This window comes from Halomonas sp. SL1, from assembly GCF_003030865.2.
GTDB lineage: Bacteria > Pseudomonadota > Gammaproteobacteria > Pseudomonadales > Halomonadaceae > Halomonas > Halomonas halophila.
In genome coordinates this window covers 1-16,774 of record NZ_PYUQ02000013.1, presented here as the reverse complement: position 1 = coordinate 16,774, position 16,774 = coordinate 1, and the positions used below count along the sequence as shown (strand labels likewise).

20 protein-coding genes are annotated in these 16,774 nt (G+C 69.8%); 6 read left to right on the top strand and 14 right to left on the bottom strand.

Features of this window, described 5'->3' with window-relative positions; all coding sequences use genetic code 11:
- Positions 1-112: 112 nt before the first annotated feature.
- On the bottom strand, positions 113-700 hold the full coding sequence (gene plsY / locus C9J49_RS07985) for a glycerol-3-phosphate 1-O-acyltransferase PlsY (RefSeq protein ID WP_258393829.1): 588 nt from the start codon (positions 698-700) through the stop codon (positions 113-115).
- A gap of 150 nt (positions 701-850) precedes the next feature.
- Between plsY and folB the strand changes: the two genes are divergently transcribed.
- Both folB and folK read left to right on the top strand, forming a co-directional pair.
- On the top strand, positions 851-1,213 hold the full coding sequence (gene folB, locus C9J49_RS07980; protein WP_107181549.1) for a dihydroneopterin aldolase: 363 nt from the start codon (positions 851-853) through the stop codon (positions 1,211-1,213).
- Entirely contained in the window at positions 1,213-1,731 is a 519-nt protein-coding gene (gene folK / locus C9J49_RS07975) for a 2-amino-4-hydroxy-6-hydroxymethyldihydropteridine diphosphokinase (protein WP_107181548.1), read from the top strand. The genes folB and folK overlap by 1 nt, the downstream gene beginning before the upstream one ends.
- Before the next feature lie 42 nt (positions 1,732-1,773).
- On the opposite strand, the gene C9J49_RS07970 is transcribed toward folK, so the two are convergent.
- The 8 genes from C9J49_RS07970 to C9J49_RS07935 form a co-directional block, all read right to left on the bottom strand.
- Positions 1,774-2,916 carry a polynucleotide adenylyltransferase gene (locus C9J49_RS07970; protein ID WP_107181547.1) on the bottom strand — a complete coding sequence of 381 codons (1,143 nt, stop codon included), beginning with the start codon at positions 2,914-2,916 and terminating at the stop codon, positions 1,774-1,776.
- A gap of 2 nt (positions 2,917-2,918) precedes the next feature.
- Positions 2,919-3,239, bottom strand: a complete 321-nt coding sequence (gene glpE / locus C9J49_RS07965; RefSeq protein ID WP_016853711.1) for a thiosulfate sulfurtransferase GlpE — start codon at positions 3,237-3,239, stop codon at positions 2,919-2,921.
- Between the two features lie 38 nt (positions 3,240-3,277).
- The gene (locus tag C9J49_RS07960; protein ID WP_107181546.1) at positions 3,278-4,084 is read right to left on the bottom strand and encodes a symmetrical bis(5'-nucleosyl)-tetraphosphatase; all 807 of its coding nucleotides are present in this window, start codon (positions 4,082-4,084) and stop codon (positions 3,278-3,280) included.
- Between the two features lie 58 nt (positions 4,085-4,142).
- Entirely contained in the window at positions 4,143-4,532 is a 390-nt protein-coding gene (gene apaG / locus C9J49_RS07955) for a Co2+/Mg2+ efflux protein ApaG (protein ID WP_173835016.1), read from the bottom strand.
- Complete coding sequence (rsmA, locus tag C9J49_RS07950; RefSeq protein ID WP_107181545.1) at positions 4,529-5,341, bottom strand: 16S rRNA (adenine(1518)-N(6)/adenine(1519)-N(6))-dimethyltransferase RsmA; 813 nt, start codon at positions 5,339-5,341, stop codon at positions 4,529-4,531. The genes apaG and rsmA overlap by 4 nt, the downstream gene beginning before the upstream one ends.
- Before the next feature lie 36 nt (positions 5,342-5,377).
- Positions 5,378-6,433: a 4-hydroxythreonine-4-phosphate dehydrogenase PdxA gene (gene pdxA / locus C9J49_RS07945; protein WP_107181544.1), complete on the bottom strand. Its 1,056-nt coding sequence runs from the start codon at positions 6,431-6,433 to the stop codon at positions 5,378-5,380.
- Positions 6,430-7,068: a SurA N-terminal domain-containing protein gene (locus C9J49_RS07940; protein WP_035596593.1), complete on the bottom strand. Its 639-nt coding sequence runs from the start codon at positions 7,066-7,068 to the stop codon at positions 6,430-6,432. The genes pdxA and C9J49_RS07940 overlap by 4 nt, the downstream gene beginning before the upstream one ends.
- Positions 7,069-7,157: 89 nt before the next feature.
- Entirely contained in the window at positions 7,158-9,635 is a 2,478-nt protein-coding gene (locus C9J49_RS07935) for an LPS-assembly protein LptD (RefSeq protein ID WP_107181543.1), read from the bottom strand.
- A 160-nt stretch (positions 9,636-9,795) separates the two neighbouring features.
- Here C9J49_RS07935 and C9J49_RS07930 point away from each other — a divergent pair, with 160 nt between their 5' ends.
- From C9J49_RS07930 to speD, 4 genes are all read left to right on the top strand, one after another.
- Entirely contained in the window at positions 9,796-10,842 is a 1,047-nt protein-coding gene (locus C9J49_RS07930) for an aminoglycoside phosphotransferase family protein (protein WP_107181591.1), read from the top strand.
- Positions 10,839-11,513, top strand: coding sequence for an N-acetylmuramate alpha-1-phosphate uridylyltransferase MurU (gene murU, locus C9J49_RS07925; protein ID WP_046078205.1), 675 nt, complete (start codon positions 10,839-10,841; stop codon positions 11,511-11,513). Before C9J49_RS07930 ends, murU begins: the two co-directional genes overlap by 4 nt.
- Positions 11,514-11,837: 324 nt before the next feature.
- Positions 11,838-12,257: an OsmC family protein gene (locus tag C9J49_RS07920; RefSeq protein WP_016853702.1), complete on the top strand. Its 420-nt coding sequence runs from the start codon at positions 11,838-11,840 to the stop codon at positions 12,255-12,257.
- Between the two features lie 192 nt (positions 12,258-12,449).
- Entirely contained in the window at positions 12,450-13,244 is a 795-nt protein-coding gene (gene speD, locus C9J49_RS07915) for an adenosylmethionine decarboxylase (protein WP_046078206.1), read from the top strand.
- A gap of 131 nt (positions 13,245-13,375) precedes the next feature.
- Here the strand turns inward: speD and coq7 are convergent, their stop codons facing one another.
- The 5 genes from coq7 to purD form a co-directional block, all read right to left on the bottom strand.
- Positions 13,376-14,020 carry a 2-polyprenyl-3-methyl-6-methoxy-1,4-benzoquinone monooxygenase gene (coq7, locus tag C9J49_RS07910; protein ID WP_035596601.1) on the bottom strand — a complete coding sequence of 215 codons (645 nt, stop codon included), beginning with the start codon at positions 14,018-14,020 and terminating at the stop codon, positions 13,376-13,378.
- A 181-nt stretch (positions 14,021-14,201) separates the two neighbouring features.
- A complete protein-coding gene (locus C9J49_RS07905; RefSeq protein WP_035596603.1) occupies positions 14,202-14,543 on the bottom strand; it encodes a histidine triad nucleotide-binding protein in 342 nt (113 codons plus the stop codon).
- 41 nt (positions 14,544-14,584) lie between these two features.
- On the bottom strand, positions 14,585-15,457 hold the full coding sequence (locus C9J49_RS07900; protein ID WP_046078208.1) for a phosphoribulokinase: 873 nt from the start codon (positions 15,455-15,457) through the stop codon (positions 14,585-14,587).
- Positions 15,457-15,891 carry a thioesterase family protein gene (locus C9J49_RS07895; protein ID WP_046078209.1) on the bottom strand — a complete coding sequence of 145 codons (435 nt, stop codon included), beginning with the start codon at positions 15,889-15,891 and terminating at the stop codon, positions 15,457-15,459. The genes C9J49_RS07900 and C9J49_RS07895 overlap by 1 nt, the downstream gene beginning before the upstream one ends.
- 53 nt (positions 15,892-15,944) lie before the next feature.
- Positions 15,945-16,774, bottom strand: an 830-nt coding sequence (gene purD, locus C9J49_RS07890; protein WP_111382301.1) for a phosphoribosylamine--glycine ligase, incomplete at its 5' end; no start/stop codon positions are given.

The following is a 16,774-nucleotide window of genomic DNA, read 5'->3' as shown; positions in this document are numbered from 1 at the left end:
GACAGCATGACCCCCGCCATCATGGGGTCACGGGTTTTCTTCAAGCTTCCAGCTCAAGCCCGCGAAGCGGGCGTTCTTCCAGGCGCAAAGCGCCGCTCTTCGCGCTTACGACTTACAACCCCGGCTCGTCGCCCCGCCCCAGCTGACGGATATTCAGCGCATGACGCCCCAGCACCAGCAGCGTGAAGCCGATCACCACCGGCACGTAGTCGGGCGCCAGCCAGATCGCGGCCAGCGGAGCCAGCGCGGCGCTGGCCAGTGACGCCACCGCCGCGGTGCGAACCCGCCAGGCCAGCAGACACCACAGAGTCGCGCAGCACAGCGCCACCCAGGGGGTCAGCACCAGCATCACGCCGAAGGCGCTGGCCACCGCCTTGCCGCCGCGAAAGCGATACCAGGCCGGATAGCTGTGGCCGAGCAGCACGCCGAGCCCGACCAGCCCCTGCCCCCAGGGCGGCAGCGCCAGCAGCATGGCGAGCCACAGCACCGGCATGCCCTTGACCGCATCGACCAGCAGCGTGGCCAGGGCCAGCCACGGCCCATGCAGGCGCAGCACGTTGGAGAAGCCGGGATTGCCGGAACCGGCCAGGCGCGGATCGCCGCGGCCGGCCAGGCGACACACCGTGATCGCCCCCAGCCAGGTGCCGCTGAGATAGCCCAGCGCCATCAGCGGCAGCACGAGTTCGAGTTGGCTCAGCACGGCCGACCCTCAAGCGGAAAGTGCCCCGATTCTGCCAGCCTCGATGCCGCGGGAACAGCGTCGACGCTGTCGCCGACCGGTCGCCTCGCGTACAATCGCCGCCCAATCCGGCACTGCCGCCGCCCCTTGCCACGGCTCGGAGAGCCCAAGATGGATCTCGTACTGATCGAAGCGCTGAAGGTCGACACCGTGATCGGCGTCTACGACTGGGAGCGCACCCTCACCCAGACCCTGGTTCTGGATCTGGAGCTGGCCACCGACACTCGCCCCGCGGCGGCCGACGACGATATCGCCCAGACCCTCGACTATGCCGCCATCAGCGAGCGCATCGCCCGCTTCGGGGCCGAGCACAGCTTCGAGCTGGTGGAAACCTTCGCCGAGCGCCTGGTCGACGCCCTGCGCCAGGAATACGGCATCGCCTGGATACGCCTGACCCTGCGCAAGCCGGGCGCGGTGCCCGCCGCCAATGCGGTCGGGGTGCGCATCGAGCGCGGCGAGCGGAGCGCGACCTGATGGCCCTGGTCACCGTCAGCATCGGCAGCAACATCGAGCGCGAGACGCACCTGACCGCCTGCCTCGACGCCCTCGCCGAGCGCTTCGATGGCCTGCGCCTGTCGCGGGTCTACGAGAGCGAACCGGTGGGCTTCGAGGACGGCCGCAACTTCTACAACCTGGTCGCGGCGTTCGACAGCGACTGGTCGGTGGGCGAGCTGCAGGCCTGGTGCAAGCGGCTCGAGTTCGCCAACGGCCGCCGCGCCGACAGCCCCAAATTCAGCCCCCGCACCCTGGACGTCGATCTGCTCACCGTCGGCGAACTGACCGGCGAGCACGATGGCGTCGCGCTGCCGCGGGCCGAGATCCGTCATCACGCCTTCGTGCTGAAGCCGCTGGCGGAGCTGCTGCCCGACGTCCGTCACCCCGAGGACGGCCGGCGCTATGCCGAGCTGTGGACGACCTTCGAGGCCGACGACCAGGCCCTGTGGCCGGCCGACTTCCCGTGGCGCGGAAAGTCCCTGCCGCTCGACGCCTGATCCGACCGTCTTATCCGGTCGTTTGAATCGGACACCGGACCCTCAGCCCGCCAGCACCTCATCGATCGCTACCCGGCGCCGCCGGGCCAGCTCCTCGCCCAGCTCGCGGCCCTGATAGCCCTCCTCGACGAGCCCGCGGGGCAGGATCTGCCCCGCCAGGCGCCAGGCCACGGCCAGGTCCTCGGCCAGACGCGCGTCTTCCATGCTCACCAGGCTGATCAGCGAGGCCACCCGCTCGCCCTGGCGCCAGGCGCCGATGGCGTCGAGCCAGGCCATCACCCGCGCCCCGTCCAGCTCGCCCGCCCGCGCCTCGGCCACCAGCCGGCGCGTCGCCGCCGCCTGATCGCCCAGCCGGCGCGGTGTCCGGGGCAGCTTCAGACGCTCGGCCAGGCGCTCGCGGGCTTCGGCCTCGAGATGCTCGACCAGCCGCGCCCAGCGCCAGTGGGGCGCCTGCTCGTCGGCGATGTCCTCGGGCAGGCGCGCCAGCCGCCCCAGCGCCTCGTCCAGCGCCGCGGCGTCCGCCGCCAGCTCCGGCATCAGCGCCGCCAGGGCCCCGCAGTCGTGCAGAGCCTGGAAGTAGACGTCCGGCCAGGGCTCGCCCAGCGCCTTCTCGGTCTCGGTCCAGACGCGCTCGGCCACCAGGTGGCCGAGCTCCCCGCTCTCCGCCAGCCGGCGCATCAGCTCGCGGGTGGCCGGGGCGATCACGAAGCCGAGCCCGGCGTAGCGCGCCAGGAAGCGCGCCGTGCGCAGCACCCGCAGCGGGTCCTCGACGAAGGCCGGCGAGACGTGGCGCAGCACCCGGGCCTCGAGATCGTGAAGCCCGCCGTAGGGGTCGACCAGTTCGCCCTCGGGGGTCTCGGCCATGGCGTTGATGGTCAGGTCGCGACGCACCAGATCCTGCTCCAGGCTGACCTCGGGGCTCGCGTGGACCTCGAAGCCGGTATAGCCGTGGCCGGCCTTGCGCTCGGTGCGCGCCAGGGCGAACTCCTCGTGGGTCTTCGGATGCAGGAACACCGGGAAGTCGCGGCCCACGGCGCGGAAGCCGCGCCGGGTCATGGCCTCGGGCGTGGCGCCGACCACCACCCAGTCGACGTCGGTGACCGGCCAGCCGAGACGGGCGTCGCGCACGGCGCCGCCGACCCGATAGACCGTCAGGCCATCGAGGCGGGCATCGCGGGTCGCCATGCTCAGGCCTCCACGCGCTCGGGCAGACGGTGCTGCCAGTCGGTGAAGCCGCCGTCGAGGCTGTAGACCGTCTCGAAGCCCTGGCCGGCCAGCCAGGCCGCGGCCTGCTGGCTGGAGTGGCCGTGGTAGCAGACCACCACCAGCGGCGTCTCGCGAGGCGCCTCGGCCAGCAGGGCCGTGACGCTGTCGTTGTCCAGATGGCGGCAGCCGGGGATATGACCGGCGGCGAAGCTCGCCGGGTCGCGGATGTCGACCAGGGTCAGCGGCGAGCCGGCGTCGAGCCACTCGGCCAGGGTGGGAATGTCCAGGTGCTGGAAGCTCATCGGTTCTCCAGGAATGCAACAGGAAGGAAGGGCTAAATTCAGTAGCGGCTGGGCACGCTGATGCGTGCGCCGCTCTCGAGGTCGAGGGCGGTCAGCGCCCCGCCCCAGACGCAGCCGGTATCCAGCGCCTCGGCCCGCACCCGGCTGCCCGGCGTCTCGCCCTCGAGCGCGGCCCAGTGGCCGAACAGCAGCCGCGGATCGTCGTCGCGGGGATACTGGAACCAGGGCGCGAAGCCCGGCGGCGCGCTGTCGAGCCCCTCCTTGGCGCTGAAGTCCAGCGCGCCGTCGGCGGCGATGAAGCGCATGCGGGTGAAGGTGTTGACGATCGCCCGCAGGCGGTCGAGGCCGTCCAGGTCGTCACGCCAGCGGGCCGGCTCGTTGCCATACATCTGCTCGAGGAAGGCGCCGGCACGCTGGCCGCCGAGCCGCTCGGCCACCTCGGCGGCCAGCGGCTCGGCCTGATCCAGCGTCCACTGGGGCGGCAGGCCGGCGTGGCTCATCAGGGTATCGCCGTCGCGCACCACCAGCGGACGGCTCTGCAGCCAGTCGAGCACGCGCTCGCGATCGGCCGCGGCGAGGATGGCGTCCAGGGTATCCTTGCGCTTGAGGCGCGCGCCGCCGCGAGCCACCGCCAGCAGGTGCAGATCGTGATTGCCGAGTACCACCCGGGCGGCGTCGCCCAGAGCCATGACCTCGCGCAGGCAGTCCAGCGAACCGCGGCCGCGGTTGACCAGATCGCCGGCCAGCCACAGCCGGTCACGGCGCGGATCGAAGTCGAGGCGCTCAAGCAGGGCCACGAATTCCTCGTGACAGCCCTGGAGATCGCCGACGGCGTAGGTGGTCATGGCGCGTCCTCGCGGTCTCGTTGGAAGATCGGGGGTGAAGCGGCGCTCGCCGAACGCCTCAGTGCACCTGGTTGGGGCCGGCCAGCCGAAAGGGGGCGACGGCCACCTCGAAGGGGCGCTGGGTGGCGGTGTCGACGCAGGTGAAGGCGCCTTCCATCACGCCCACCGGGCCGTCGAGGATCGCCCGACTGGTGTAGCGGAAGGTCTGGCCGGGGCCGATCAGCGGCTGCTGGCCGACCACACCCTTGCCGCGCACCTCCTGGGTCTCGCCGCTGCTCTGGGTGATCTTCCAGTGGCGCGCCAGCAGCTGCATGCTGTGGCCGGAGTGATTGTGCACGGTGATGGTATAGCTGAACACGAAGCGCTCTTCTTCGGGGGCGGACTCGTCCGCCTGGAAGGCCGGCTCCACGTCGACATGGATATCGTCGCCCAGGATCGATGTCGTCATGAGGCGCCGCCCTCCTCGGCCAGGTGGTTGGCGATGCGCACGAACTCCGCCACGCTCAGGGTCTGGGGCCGCCGGCTCGGCTCGATGCCGAGCGCCTCCAGGGCCACGGCGTCGATCCGTCCCTTGAGGTTGTTGCGCAGCGTCTTGCGGCGCTGGGCGAAGGCCTCGCGCACCACCTCGAACAGCAGCGTCTCGTCGCGGGCGACATCCGGCATCTCGGCGTGGGGGGTCAGGCGCACGATGGCCGAATCCACCTTGGGCCGCGGCACGAAGGACTCCGGCGGCACGATGAACAGCGACTCGACCGTGCAGTAGTACTGGGCCAGCACCGAGAGGCGGCCGCGCTCGCCGCCCCCGGGCGGGGCCGCCAGGCGGTCGACGACCTCCTTCTGCAGCATGAAGTGCATATCGGCCACGGCGTCGCCGGCCTGGAGCAGGTGGGAGATCAGCGGCGTGGAGATGTTGTAGGGCAGGTTGCCCACCACCCGCAGCGCCGGGCCATCGCCACGCAGTTCGCGGAAGTCGACCTTGAGCGCGTCGCCCTCGTGGATCACGAAGCCCGGCTGGTCGAAGAACTGCACGCGCAGGCCGGGAATCAGGTCACGGTCGAGCTCGATGACCTCGAGATGGCCGCCCGCCGCCTCCAGCAGCGGCTCGGTGAGGGCGCCCTGGCCGGGGCCGATCTCCACCAGGCGCTCGCCGGGGCGGGCGCCGATGGCGCGCACCAGCCGCGAGATGATGCCGGGGTCGCGCAGGAAGTTCTGGCCGAAGCGCTTGCGGGCGCGATGACCCTGGGGGCGGGATGCCATGCGTCTGTCCTTCTGTTCGAATCGGGGATGCCGCGCTCAGTCACGAGCGGCGCGGCGGGCCATGTCGGCGGCCAGCGCCTCGGCCACCGCCAGGCTGCCGGGATCGGCGCGGCCGCTGCCGGCCAGGTCGAGGGCGGTGCCGTGGTCCACCGAGGTGCGCACCAGCGGCAGGCCCAGGGTGATGTTGGCGGCGCGGCCGAAGCCGGCGTACTTGAGCACCGGCAGGCCCTGATCATGATACATCGCCAGCACGGCGTCGGCCTCGGCCAGGTGGCGCGGGGTGAACAGGGTATCCGCCGGCAGCGGCCCGTCAAGGGTCAGGCCCTCGCGACGCAGCGCCGCGAGCGTCGGCACGATCACCTCGAGCTCCTCGCGACCGAGGTGGCCGCCCTCCCCGGCGTGGGGGTTGAGGCCGCAGACGGCGATGCGCGGCGCGGCCAGACCGAACCAGCGGCGCAGGTCGGCGTCGAGGATGCGAAGGATGCGGGTCAGCCGCTCGGGCGTCACCGCGTCGCTCACCTCGCGCAGCGGCAGGTGGGTGGTGGCGAGCGCCACGCGCAGCGACCGCGGGCCCTGCCAGTCTGGGCCGGTCGCATGCAGGGCACGGTCGGTGGCGAGCATCATCACCACCTCGTCGACGCCGCAGGCATCGCGCAGGTATTCGGTGTGGCCGGTGAAGTCGGCGTGGCCGGCCTCGCGGATCACCGCCTTGTGCAGCGGAGCGGTGACGATCCCGGCGGCCTCGCCTGCCCGGCAACCGGCGACGGCACGATCCAGCGTCTCGAGCACGTAGTCGCCGTTGCGGATATCCAGCACCCCGGGGCGACTGGGCGCGGCGAGCGCCACCGGCCACACGGGCAAGCGCCCGGGCCGGGTCTCGGGCACCGGCTCGCCCGGTGCCAGCTCGACGATCTCGAGCGCCCGCCCCAGGGCCTCGGCCCGCTCGGCGAGCAATCCGGCATCGCCCACCGCCACTCGGCGGTGCCCCGGGGTCGTGCCGGTGGCACCGTCGGTGGCCAGCATCACCGCGAGCTCGGGGCCGATGCCGGCCGGCTCGCCGGTGGTCAGGGCGATGACGGGCGCATCGCTCATGCGCCGGGCTCGAGACGCTCGTCGACGAAGGCCTCGCTGCGGATCTCCTGGATCCAGTCTTCCATCTCGTCATTGGCCTTGCGCTGGAACAATGCCTGGCGCGCCTGATCGCGGCTCATGCCGGCGCCCTGCTGCTCGATGAAGCGGTCGACCTCGCGCTCGGAGAGGCTGACCCGACCGCCCACGCGGCGCTGCTGCAGCTCGCGCATCAAAAGCTCGCGACGCACCTGGTCACGCACCACGCCGAGCGACAGGCCGTCGGCCTCCAGGGCGTCGGCGAACTGGTCCAGGGTCATGTTGTTGCCCCGGGCGATGGCCCGTACCTGACGATTGAGCTCGGTGTCGTCGACGCTCAGATTGGCCTCGCGGGCCATCTGCAGCTGGATCTCCTCGACGATCAGGCGGTCGAGCACCTGCTCGCGCAGCACCTGGTCCGGCGGCAGGTCGACGCCCTGGGCCCCGAGCTGTTGCTTGGTCTGGGTGAAGCGGTCCTCGAGCTGGGAGGCCATGATGGCGCCGTCGTTGACCACCGCCACGATACGGTCCAGGGGCTGGCGCGCCTGGGCCAGCCCGGTCAGGGGCGCGGCCCCCAGCAGCAGGGCCAGCAGCAGGGTGGCGAAGTGTCGGCTGCGCATGTCGGTGTTTCCTCTCTTTCGATATCGGATGTCTCGTGGCGGCCGGCGAGCGACCGCCACGAAGTGGCAGGCGGGGCGCCGGCCGCGGCTCAGCGTGCGCCGAAGGCGGTACTGCGATAGCCCGGCACGGCGCCGTCGAAGTAGCTGGCCGCGTCTCCGCCGATGCCGCCCAGGCCCTTGAACACGAAGCGCAGGAAGAACCCGCGATCGGTGGTGTCGTCTTCGATGGTGTTCGCGGTGCCCTCGTCGTCGACCCACTCGCGCCACACCAGCTGCAGACCATAGCAGCAGTCGTTCCACTGCACACCCGCCATCTGCTCGAGGCTGCGGTCGTTGGTGTTGTCGTAGACGAAGCGACCGATCAGGTCGACCTGTGGCCCGACCCGGTAGGCCCCGGAGACGTCGAACTCCTCGCGGTTGTAGCCGAGCCGGTCCTCGAAGTCGTCCTCGGAGACGTCGAAGCCCTGAAGCTGCCAGCGATAGCCCAGGTTGAGCACGTGGCCGGCATCGGCACGGTACTGCAGGTCCCAGCTGGCCTGCTCGGTACGCGATTCCTTGTCGTCGTACAGCCACTGCCAGCGCGTGCGCCACTCGTCGCTCAGCCGCCAGTTCAGGCGGGTCACCAGCGGCGAGCGGTCGCGGGTGGCATCGTAATACTCGTAGGAGTCCTCATCCCTCGGCAGGGTATCGGGATCGCCGGCCATGTCGATATGGCGATCCTCGAAGTAGAGCGCTTGGCCGAGGCCCAGCGACAGCCGCTCGCGGCCGCTCTCGTCCTCCAGCAAGCGACTCTCGACGCCATAGGACAGGCGATTGAGGTCGCCCACCCGGTCGCCACCGGAGAAGCGGTCCGGCGACCACAGCTGTTGCCAGGAGAAATTGCGCTCGCCGGTGTCGAAGTCAGGGAACTCGCTCTGGTCCTCGGCCGGCACGTAGGCGTAGTTGAGCCGCGGTTCCAGGGTCTGACGGTAGGCGCCACCGCCGACGTCGAGGTCGCGCTCGAACACCAGCCCGCCGTCGATCGAGGTCACCGGCACGGTCAACGACGGCGTGTCGGTGTTCGGCGTCTCGCGGTCGCCGTAGTCCAGGTCGTAGGAGCGATGGGCCAGCTCGACGCGGGGCTCGAGGAAGCCCCAGCTCTCGTCGAAGCGCCAGCCCACGGCCGGATCCAGCCTGAGCCGGGTGCCGTTGGCCGCCTCGCGGAGCGGAATGCGGCGCCGACCGTCCCTGAAGTCGTAGAGGCCATCTTCATCGGTATTCACGTCGCGCCAGAAGTAGGTCAGATTGGAGGCCCACTCCTGATAGAGGCCGCCGTCCTGGGACCAGCGCGCCCGGGCATCCAGGCTCGGCAGGCGGTAGAAGGGCTTGTCGCCCTCTTTCAGAGGATCATCGAGCCGCTGGTACCCCTGGGCCTTGGCCTGCAGGCGCCAGACATCGCCGCGATAGTCGAGCCGGGCCAGCCGTGACAGGTGGTCGGTGTCCTGCTCGGCGAAGTCGCGGCCGAAGTCGTCGAAGTAGGCGCCGTCGCTGGCCGCGCCGTAGCGCAGCCGGTAGTCGGTACGCTCGTCGAAACGCCCGGCGTGACGGAAGTCCAGGTACCAGCGCTCATCGCCGTTCTCGAGACGGGAGCCGTTCGAGGCCTCGTCGCCGGCACGCTTGTCGTCGGCGATGTAGGCCCCCTCGATGGTGCCGGCGTCGGACGGAAAGAGATAGCGATACTCGCCGCCCAGCAGCAGGCCACGATCGCTGATCCAGCGCGGGGTGAGGGTCGCGTCCTGGTCGGGGGCGATGTTCCAGTAGAAGGGCTGGGAATAGTCGAGCCCGCTGCCGGTGGCGCCGAGGGTCGGCCACAGGAAGCCGGTCTGGCGGCGCTCATCGAGCGGGAAGCGCACCCAGGGCCAGTAGAATACCGGCACGTGACCGACCTCCAGGCGGGCGTGCTTGGCGGTGCCGAAACCCTGCTCGCGGTCCAGCAGGATGTCGTTGCCGACCAGGCGCCACAGCTCGCTGCCGGGCTCGCAGGTGGTGAAGCTGGCCTCGCGCAGCCGGTAGCGGCCGTCCTCGAGCCGGGCCAGGCGCACGGCATCACCACGCAGGCGCTGCTCATGGGCCACATAGTGGGCGGTATCGATGCTCGCCGCATCGCTTTCCAGCGAGAATTCGGCGGCGTCGCCGCGCACCAGCAGATTCTGGTCGCGCAGCGCCACCGGCCCCTCGGCCTGCACCCGATCCCGGGACGCCGGCAGGTTGACCCGCGGCGCCTCGAGCTGGGTGTCGCCACGGCGCAGCACCACCTGGCCGCTGAGCCGGGTCTCCCCCTCGGCACCGTACTCGCCGCTGTCCGCCTCGCTGGTGACCTGCCCCTCGGGCGGCGGGGCCAGACGATAGTCCGGCATCACGTAGCGCCCGCGGCATACGGCATCGGCCGGCCGGTCGGCGCCCCAGGGCTGCCAGTCCAGCCGATCGGCGGGCAGCGGCTCGGGGGGCGCCGCCAGCAGAGGGGCGGCAATGATCAGGTTCGAGGTCACCAGACCTGCCAGGGCCGTCCGGGAGGGTCGCTTGGCCATGTTCCACGATGTCCTTGGCGGAGTGAATCGGTATTATACAGGCCCCATGCGACCTGTCCCGCCGACGAGTCCCTGTCACGCCGACGCTGTCGGGCCTCAGCATGCGGCGACGCTTCGGGGCCGTCAACCGAGCCCCGCCACCGGACATCGAGAGGTGATGATGCCAGAGGCCGATGCCCTCGCCCGCCAGACGCCGCTGCGCCACTGGATCGCGCAGTGCCATGGACTCGACCCGCAGGCCCTGGACCTGCGCCTGGCCGCCGGCGATGCCAGCTTTCGCCGCTACTATCGGCTGACACTGCCCGACGGCGCCACGCGCATGCTGATGGACGCGCCGCCGGACCGCGAGGACAGCACGCCCTTCGTGGCCATCGACCGGGCCTGGGAAGCCGCCGGCCTGCCGGTGCCGCACCTGCACGCCGTGGACCTCGAGGCCGGCTTCCTGGAGCTCGACGATCTCGGCGACACGCCGCTACAGACCCGCTTCCGCGGCGATAACGACCCGGCCACCCTGGCCTGGCACGAGCGCGCCCTGGCGCTCGTCCATGAGCTTCAGAACCGCGCCGCGCCGGACGCGCTGCCGGCCTACGACGCCGCCCTGCTCGGCCGCGAGCTCGACCTCTTCCCCGAATGGTGCCTGTCGCGCTGGCTCGACGTCGCCCCACCGCCCGGCTGGAACGCCCTGCGCCAGGCGCTGATCGCGTCCGCGCTGAACCAGCCCGTGGTCACCGTGCATCGCGACTATGACGCCATGAACCTGATGGTGGCCGACGAGGCGCTCTACCTGATCGACTTCCAGGACGCCGTGGCAGGTCCCATCAGCTACGATCTGATCTCGCTGCTTCACGGCCGCTACTGCCGCTTCGACGCCGCGCGGCGCGCCGAGTGGATCGAGGGCTTTCGCGCGAGGGCCGTCGCCGATGGCCGGCTCGACGCCGACGTCTCCTCGGAGACCTTCCGCGCCCGGGTGGCCGCCATGGCCGCCCAGCGTGCGCTCAAGGTGCTGGGCATCTTCTGCCGGCTGACCCTGCGCGACCAGCGCGACGGTTATCTCGCCCGCCTGCCCCACTTCCTCGCCCATCTCGAGGATGCCCTGGCCGAGCTCGACGGCCACGACGCCTTCAGGGCCTGGCTCGCCGACGTCTTCCGCCCCGCCCTGGCGGCGAAGCTGGACGAGGACGGCATCGACCGGGAGGGCGCGGCATGAAGGCGATGATCCTGGCCGCCGGACTCGGCACGCGCATGCGCCCGCTCACCGACCACTGCCCCAAGCCGCTGCTGCCGGTGGCCGGCAAGCCGCTGATCGTTCACCACCTGGAACGCCTGGCCACGGCCGGTATCCGTGAAGTGGTGATCAACGTCAGCTACCGCGCCGAGCAGATCATCGAGGCGCTGGGCGACGGCCACGAGTTCGGCGTGGACATCGCCTGGAGCCGCGAGGACGCGCCGCTGGAAACCGGCGGCGGCATTCGCCGCGCCCTACCCTTGCTCGGCGAGGCGCCATTCTGGCTGGTCAACGGCGATGTCTGGTGCGATGTCACGCCCGACGCGCTCCCTCCGCTCGGCGACGACCTGGCCAACCTGGTGCTGGTGGACAATCCCGATCACCATCCCACCGGCGACTTTCACCTGGATGCCGGCGGTCGGGTGCATGCCGAGGGCGAGCCGCGGCTGACCTACGCCGGCCTGGCGCTGCTCGATCCGGCGCTGGTCGCCACTCAGACCGACGGTGCCTTCGCCCTGGCCCCGCTGCTGCGCGAGGCCATGGCGGCAGGCCGGGTCGCCGGCCATCATCATCGCGGCGCCTGGGTCGATGTCGGCACCCCGGCCCGCCTCGAGAGCCTGGATAGGGCCCTGCGCACCCAACTTCCTTCATGACCCTCACGGGGCACCGGGGACAAGCCGAAGAGGAGCTCCGACGCCAGGACGGCGTCGGGAGCCTGGAGGGACATACCCGTCGTGTCTCCTCGCCGGCTTGTCGACGGACAGCCTACCCATCGCCGGAGCCCTCCCGGGCTGAGCCGGTCGGCGCCAGCTGCTAAGCTGGCGCCATTCCACTCTCTCACTGCACCAAGGAAACACCGCACATGAAAGCCAGCGTCAAATGGACAGACGGTCGCCAGTTCGTCGCCTGGGGATGTGGAAAGCTGGCAGCGGCCGCGGTGAAGCCACGCACTTAATCAACAGCAAGGAAATCAGTTCATGAAAGCCTCAGTGAAATGGACCGACGGTCGCCAGTTCGTCGCCGAAGCCGGCAGCGGCCACAGCGTGGTCATCGACGGTCCGCCCGACCACGGCGGCCGCAACACCGGCCCGCGCCCGATGGAAATGCTGCTGATGGGCATGGGCGCCTGCACCTCCTTCGACGTGCTGGAGATCCTCGAGAAGTCGCGCGCCCCGGTGGCGGACTGTGTGGCCAGCATCGAGGCCGAGCGCGCCGACAGCGTGCCCAGCGTATTTACCAAGATCCATATCCACTTCACCGTGAGCGGCCAGGGGCTCAAGGAGAAGCAGGTCAAGCGCGCCGTCGAGCTCTCCGCCGACAAGTACTGCAGCGCCTCGATCATGCTGGCCAAGGGCGGCGTGGAGGTGACCCACTCCTTCACCATCGTCGAGGAGTAAGCGAGCCTTCCCCCACGGCGCCCTGACGGCCGAGACGCCAGGTCCGGCTCCCCGCCCGGCGGCGGCGAAAAAAAACCGTGGCGGCGGGTGCGCCGCCACGGTGGGCTGTGCATAATACGCGGCTCTCGATTGCCAGGGGTTCCGGCGACATCCGTCGGGATGACACTATCTGCCACTTTGGGAGGCTCGGACGTGACCGACAATCTCCGACTCCACGGGTTCAACAACCTGACCAGCTCCCTGAGCTTCAACATCTATGACATCTGCTATGCGAAGACCGAGGAGCAGCGCAAGGCGTACATCGACTACATCGATGAGCTCTACAACGCCGAGCGTCTGACGCAGATCCTCAAGGATGTCACCAACATCATCGGCGCCCACGTGCTCAATATCTCCCGCCAGGATTACGAGCCCCACGGTGCCAGCGTGACCATCCTGATCGCCGAGCACGAGCTGGAAGAGGCCGCCCCCGAGCAGATGGAACCCGGCCCGGGCCCGTTGCCGGAAACCGTGGTGGCCCACCTCGACAAGAGCCACGTCACGGTGCACAGCTACCCCGAGTCCCACCCGGACAACGGCATCAGCACCTTCCGCCTGGACATCGACGTCTCCACCTGCGGCCAGATCAGCCCGCTGAAGGCGCTCAACTACCTGATCCACAGCTTCGATTCCGACATCGTGACCGTGGACTATCGGGTGCGCGGCTTCACCCGTGACGTGGACGGCAAGAAGCTGTTCATCGACCACGACATCACCTCGATCCAGGACTACCTGGCCGACGACACCAAGCAGGCCTACCAGATGGTGGACGTGAACGTGTATCAGGAGAACATGTTCCACACCAAGATGCTGCTCAAGGACTTCGAGCTGGACAACTACCTGTTCGGTACCTCCCGGCGCGATATCAGCTTCGAGGAGGCCCGCGACATCGAGAGCCGGCTGCGCAAGGAGATGCTGGAGATATTCTACTCGCGCAACATGGACTAGCCCCGCGCGGAGCGCGGGAGCCTTGAGCGGTAAGCTTGAAGCTGGAAGAAAAAAACGACCCCCATCCTGGCAAGATCAGGGTGGGGGTCGTTTTTTGGGTTTCTCACAGCTTACGGCTTCAAGCTTCCAGCTTAGAGCCTGTAGACCGACCGGGTCATCACCTTGGACATCAGCGTCATGCCGGCCTTGACCGGCCCCGGGAAGCGGGCGCCGCCGGCTTCCAGCGCCTGCTCGGCGTGATGGGCCTCGTCGATGGCCATCTGGCGCAGCACCGCGCGGGAGCGGTGGTCGCCGGACGGCAGCTCGTCCATGTGGGCGTCGAGGTGGCGACCCACCTGTTCCTCGGTGGCGGCGACGAAGCCCAGGCTGATGCGGTCGCCGATCGCCCCGGCCAGCGCCCCCATGCCGAACGAGGCGGCATAGAACAGCGGGTTGAGACGGCTGGTGTGACCGTCGAGCTCGTCGAGACGCGACTCGCACCAGGCCAGGTGATCGATCTCCTCCTGGGCGGCTTCCTCCATCTGCTCACGAACCTCGGGCAGCTTGGCGGTCAGCCCCTGTCCCTGGTAGAGCGCCTGGGCGCACACCTCGCCGGTATGGTTGATGCGCATCAGGCCCACGGCGTGGCGTCGTTCGGCCTCGTCCAGGGCATCGTCGCGCACCTCCGGGGTGGCCGGCGATGGACGAGACGGCTGGGCGGCGCCCGGCACCAGGGTGCGCAGCACGGCATCGCCCTGGCGCACCAGTTGATCGGCACGGGAATACTGACGGTTCATGACACCCCCTGAATCGATGATGAGCTCATTGTAACCGAGTCGCCCCGGTGCCGGCAGTGCCTCCGGATGCGACGACGCCGCCCCGGAGGCGGCGTCGAACGGAAACGGTGTCGGGCGAGGCCCGGGAAGGCTGCACCTGATGCGTCGAACACCGCAAGCCGCGGCAGGCGCCGCGCGCCGACTACCCAGCCGGCCAGGTAAAGCGTCGACCGCCCATCAGGTGCATATGAATATGATAGACGGTCTGACCGCCCTGTTCATTGCAGTTCATCACCACCCGATAGCCGTCGTCGGCGAAACCGGCCTCGCGGGCCAACCGGGCGGCGGTGAACTGCAGCCGACCCACCAGCGCCAGATCGTCTTCCTCGATGTCGTTGAGGGTGGCGATATGGCGCTTGGGCACGATCAGCTGGTGCGTCGGCGCCTTGGGATCGATGTCGTTGAAGGCCAGCACCTCGTCGTCTTCGTAGACGATGTCGGCGGGAATCTCACGCTTGATGATCTTGCAGAACAGGCAGTCCATGGCGGGCTCCTCGACGGATGACGAACGGCGAATGTAGAGGCTCAGCGAAAACGGCGCTGGGCCAGCAGGTGGCGCACCAGCGGCCCCAGGATCAGCTCCATGGCCAGCGGCATGCGCGAGCCCGGCACCACCAGGGTGTGCGGTCGGCTCATGAAGGCATCGGGGATCATCGCCAGCAGGTAGGGGAAGTCCACCGTGGCCGGATCGCGGAAGCGGATCACCACGAAGGACTCGGCATCGGCGGGGATATCCTGGACCTCGAAGGGATTCGAGGTATCCACCGTGGGCACCCGCTGGAAATTGATGTGGGTGCGCGAGAACTGCGGCTGGATATAGCGCACGTAGTCGTCCATGCGCCCCAGGATGGTGTCGATCACCGCCTCCTGGGAGTAGCCGCGATAGCGCATGTCGCGATCGATCTTCTGGATCCACTCCAGGTTCATGGTCGGCGCCACCCCGACCAGCAGGTCCACGTGGCGGGCGACGTCGTGCTCGGCGGTCACCAGGCCACCGTGCAGCCCCTCGTAGAACAGCAGGTCGGTGCCCGTGGGCAGCGGCTGCCATTCGGTGAAGGTGCCGACCTGATAGCCGGCCTCGATCATCGACTTGTCCTCGGCGTGGATATAGTGCCGATAGGTGCCGGTGCCGTGCTCGCCATACTCCTGAAACAGCGCCTCGAGCTCCTCCAGCAGGTTGGCCTCCACGGCGAAGTGCGACAGCTCGTCCTTGCGCTCGGGCTCCTCGCGGAAGATCCGCGCCAGCTCCTGACGGGTGTAGCGATGGAAGGCGTCGCCGTCGACGAAGGCGGCATGCAGGTCCTCGCGGGCGAACATGCGCTCGAAGGTGCGCTTGACCGTGGTGGTGCCGGCCCCGGAGGAGCCGGTCACGGCGATGATCGGATACTCGCGCGACATCAGCTCGCCCCCGCGAGACGCTCGCGCACGAGGTCGGGCACCGCCACCGGGCGGCCGGTGGCGGGGTCCACCAGCATCAGGTTGATGCGTGCCGTGGCCACGGGACGATCGTCGGCGAGGCGCCGGATGCGATGGTAGACGGCGATCGCGCGGCGCCCCGGCGCCGGAATCGCGGTGTCCACCTCCAGCGCCTCGGGCCAGCGCGACTCGGCCTGATACTGCACCGCCAGGTCGGCGGCCACGCACGGGTAGCCGCCCATGTCGCCCTCGGCGAGCGAGCGGGTGGCCAGGGCCTGAACGCGGGCCTCGTGCATCAACGACACCACGGCATCATGGCCGAGATGCCGGCCGTAGTTCATGTCGGTGATGCGCACCGACAGCGGATGCCGGTGCAGGATGTCCGCCTCGGGGAACTCCAGTTTCACGCGTTCCATGCCGCCTCCTGGTGGTGAATGTGCGCCGTCGTGGGTGGGTCAGGCTCGCGGGCTCAGCCCTCGCCGCCTTCCCGGGCGATGGCGCGATGCGCGATGTCGCCGCGGTGGAAGGCGTCCTGCCAGCGGATCTCGGCCACGCCCCGGTAGGCCAGGTCGCGGGCCGCGGAGACACCCTCGCCCAGCGCGGTGACGCACAGCACGCGGCCACCGGCGGTCAGCACCTCGCCGCCGTCGCCCAGGGCGGTGCCGGCGTGGAAGACCTTGCTGCCGGTGGCCTCGGCGGCGTCGAGCCCCTCGATGGCGTCGCCCTTGCGATAGCTGCCGGGATAGCCGCCGGCGGCCATCACCACGCCCACCGCGGCGCGGGAATCCCACTCGCAGGCGTGGCCGGAAAGCTCGCCGCGGGCGCCGGCCAGGCACAGCTCGGCCAGGTCGGACTGCAGGCGCATCATGATCGGCTGGGTCTCGGGGTCGCCGAAGCGGCAGTTGTACTCGATCACCCGCGGGTTGCCTTCGGGGTCGATCATCAGGCCGGCGTACAGGAAGCCGGTGTAGGGATGGCCTTCCTCGGCCATGCCGCGCACCGTGGGCCGGATCACGCGCTCCATCACGCGCTCATGGATCTCGTCGGTGACCACTGGTGCCGGCGAGTAGGCGCCCATGCCGCCGGTGTTCGGGCCCTGGTCGTCGTCGTAGGCGCGCTTGTGGTCCTGGCTGGTGGCCATCGGCAGCACCGTCTCGCCATCGACCATGACGATGAAGCTGGCCTCCTCGCCCTGCAGGAAGTCCTCGATCACTACCCGGGCGCCGGCGTCGCCGAAGGCGTTGTCCTCGAGCATGTCGTGGACCGCGGCCTCGGCTTCTTCCCGGGTCATGGCGACGA